The organism is Erysipelatoclostridium sp. An15 (assembly GCF_002160675.1).
Classification (GTDB): Bacteria; Bacillota_I; Bacilli_A; order Erysipelotrichales; family Coprobacillaceae; genus Thomasclavelia; species Thomasclavelia merdavium.
This window is the reverse complement of the sequence record NZ_NFLA01000093.1, coordinates 1-2,876: the sequence shown is the minus strand read 5'-3', so window position 1 is coordinate 2,876 and position 2,876 is coordinate 1. Positions and strand designations below refer to the sequence as shown.

Genomic DNA, 2,876 nt, shown 5'->3' with positions numbered 1-2,876 from the left:
GTCCCATATATTTTTCAATTCTCCTTTCGTTCATCTGATACGGCTTGCCTTGCCAGTGCAAGAGAGCCGATAGTCTGTAAAAAATCATGCCCCTTTGGTACAAGGGGAGTGTAAAACTCCGATATGACGCTCGTACCTACGTCACAATAGCCACGTCCTTTGATACGCTTCTGGAAGAACTGCTTCTTTACGTCGCTTCCAAAGAGCATACCGTAACCAAGCTCGCTGATACGTCCCAAGCCCACACGGAAGTTGAAGTTATCTCTGATACCGTCGCTGAAATACTTTGCGTCGGGACGCTGGCAGGCGACAATGAGGAAATAGCCCGCCTGTCTGCCAAGCATAACGATTTTCTTTAGCTGGCTTAAAAGGCTCATGCTCTCCTTTGTCCCCAGCATTTCCAAGAACGCCACATACTCGTCAAAGATAAGGAAGCAGGGCGGTAAGCCCAGATAGGCATAGTTCTCACCCGTCTTGTAGGCTGGGTGGTGCTTCATTTCCTCGCTTCGCTGTACCATGCCCTCATAGAACGCATTGACACATTCAATCATATCTTCTTTGGTGTGGTACACGTTATCCATGACCGTACCCAAGTCCGCAAGGTCAGCGTTTTTAGGGTCTAAGATGTAAAGCTGGGCGTTAGTCTGCAAGAGGGCTTCAATGATTGTCAGCAGGAAATAGGTCTTTCCACCGCCAGTCCCGCCACAGATAAGGGCGTGAGGGAGTGCGTCGTATTCCCATGTGAGGTTCTTCATCAGACGCAAGCCCCCGTTTTCAGCCTTTACCTCGTCAATCGTGATACGGTTCGCTATCATGTCATAGAGCAGGGTGTACTCGATATAGCCGTCATGGAGCGTCTTGTCGGTCAACTCGCAGTAAAGCCCGCTTTCCAGCTTATCTTCCAGTCTAAGGAGCTGGTCTTGATACTTTCCCAAAGAGATTTCACAGCGGATATGGAGCAGTCCCTTGTCCATTTGATAATAGATTTTAGGAAACCAGACGATTTTTTCCCTTGATCTGCTCTGCAGGTCAGTGAAAAAACCGCTGTCCTGTACGGTCTGGGCTTCATACCACTTATTGTCCAGTATCATGCGTGCCAGCTTTTGACGGTGTAATAGCTTCTTGAAGCTGTCATGGAAGAAGCGGTAATAAAGAAAAGCGACCAATGCACAAACACCAGTCGCTATCCCTATGGTTATGAAGTTGTATGTGGAAAGCGTCACGCCATTATCAAGCAGGCTGAAATGCTCCCAATCAGTACGCAGGAGCTGTCCCATGTTCAGTAGCAGGAGAACAGCCACGAACAGGAGCAGGAGCGTACCCGTACAGAAGCGGTACACAAGGTTCTTGTCGCTGGCTCTGATACGCTTTCCCTTGTATTTGTATAGGTTCATAAACACCCCTTTCTGGATATGGAAAAAGCGGTCAATCGTAAAGACCAACCGCTTGATTACTTATTTCTGATTTTCTACTATTTGTCCCCTGCTGATATGTGAGTCTGCTTTTGAGGTTGTGTAATTGATTATCTTTGTGAACCAAATCGGCAGGCTTGCGGAAAAAAGAAAACTCTTTCCCTGCTGTACTTGAAAATGTATATGCGGTTCGCTTGTGTTACCGCTATTGCCACAGCAGGCTATCTGCTGTCCCCGACATACTTTATCGCCTACATTTACACAAAAGCTGTCTTTTTTGATATGTGCTATGGTACTATATTCATGCTTTGTGTGCTGAATAACAATATAATTTCCTCTTACGTCAGAAGCACTACATAATACCTCTTGCTCCTCTGGGATAGGAGTATCTTCAAAAAGATTTTTGATTTCAACCACTATGCCGTCAGCAGGAGATAAAACAGGTTTTCCGTAGCAGAAATAATCAGATACGGATTTCCCGTCCCCATGAAATGTTTTTCCATTTTCCTCAACAAAAAAATCATACGCATATCGTTGATTGCAGATAGACCAAGAATGGGAAGTTTCTCTGTTTATTCCGCCGTTTGCCACAGTCCAGCACCCCGAAAATGGGAGACTATATAAAGTCTGTGGTTTATAATTACGGATATTAGGCAGAAAAAACAAGTTTCGTACATATATCACGGGTATTCCAATCAGCATACCTATATTCTGAGACAAGAATTTCAAGGCGATTGCTGTTTCATCTGTGCTTTCTGTCCGTATCACAATAATAAAAGATAGAACAAAATCTACAATCGCCAGCAGAAAAAACAGATAGAATAACCTCAATACTGGAATATCAAGAAATGTTCCAAGAAAACCTATCAATCCTAGCCAATACATCTTTTTTATGATTTTTGCGAAAGTTTCCACTAATTATCATCACTCCTATATTGCTTCGTTCTCATTATATAGGAGCTTGAAAAGGTAGGCAATACATATCAGCTTTTATCTGTTTATTTTTTCTGCTGTCCATGCGGAGCATGGTTCTGTGGATTTCCTGCGGGCTGACCGCCTTTATTTTTCAGTACAATGTCGTCTGCCTTGATGTACCATTCCACGTCTGCCCCTCGGTAGTTGGCGTTTGCCACCGTATCAGCAACAGGATTGATAAGCTCCACCTCTGCATTGTACGGATAATCCTTGACAGGGATTTCCGCTGGGATAGATACCTGTATCGTGCGTTCCTGCTGACTGCACTTCAAATCGTAAGTTCTACGCTTGATTTCCTCGCTGGTTGTCCCGTCCTCATTCTCTACTCGCACTTCATGTCTTAATGCGGAGAATTTCAGTACTCCAAACGTCTATAAATGCTACTATTAATATGTACAAAAACGATCATATAAAAATGTACAAAATCAATTCAACATAATATAATAATTCAGTTTTTATTGGAGGTTATATTATGATTATGAATTTAAC

The 2,876-nt window shown here is 43.5% G+C and carries 3 protein-coding genes; all 3 read right to left on the bottom strand.

What is annotated here, in order from left to right; genetic code table 11:
• Nucleotides 1–14: 14 nt before the first annotated feature.
• The gene (locus tag B5E92_RS15025) at nucleotides 15–1,394 is read right to left on the bottom strand and encodes an FtsK/SpoIIIE domain-containing protein (RefSeq protein ID WP_087303501.1); all 1,380 of its coding nucleotides are present in this window, start codon (nucleotides 1,392–1,394) and stop codon (nucleotides 15–17) included.
• Between the two features lie 60 nt (nucleotides 1,395–1,454).
• On the bottom strand, nucleotides 1,455–2,327 hold the full coding sequence (locus B5E92_RS15020) for a M23 family metallopeptidase (RefSeq protein WP_204245296.1): 873 nt from the start codon (nucleotides 2,325–2,327) through the stop codon (nucleotides 1,455–1,457).
• 83 nt (nucleotides 2,328–2,410) lie between these two features.
• Nucleotides 2,411–2,746, bottom strand: a complete 336-nt coding sequence (locus tag B5E92_RS15015; protein WP_087303499.1) for a YdcP family protein — start codon at nucleotides 2,744–2,746, stop codon at nucleotides 2,411–2,413.
• Between the last annotated feature and the right edge of the window lie 130 nt (nucleotides 2,747–2,876).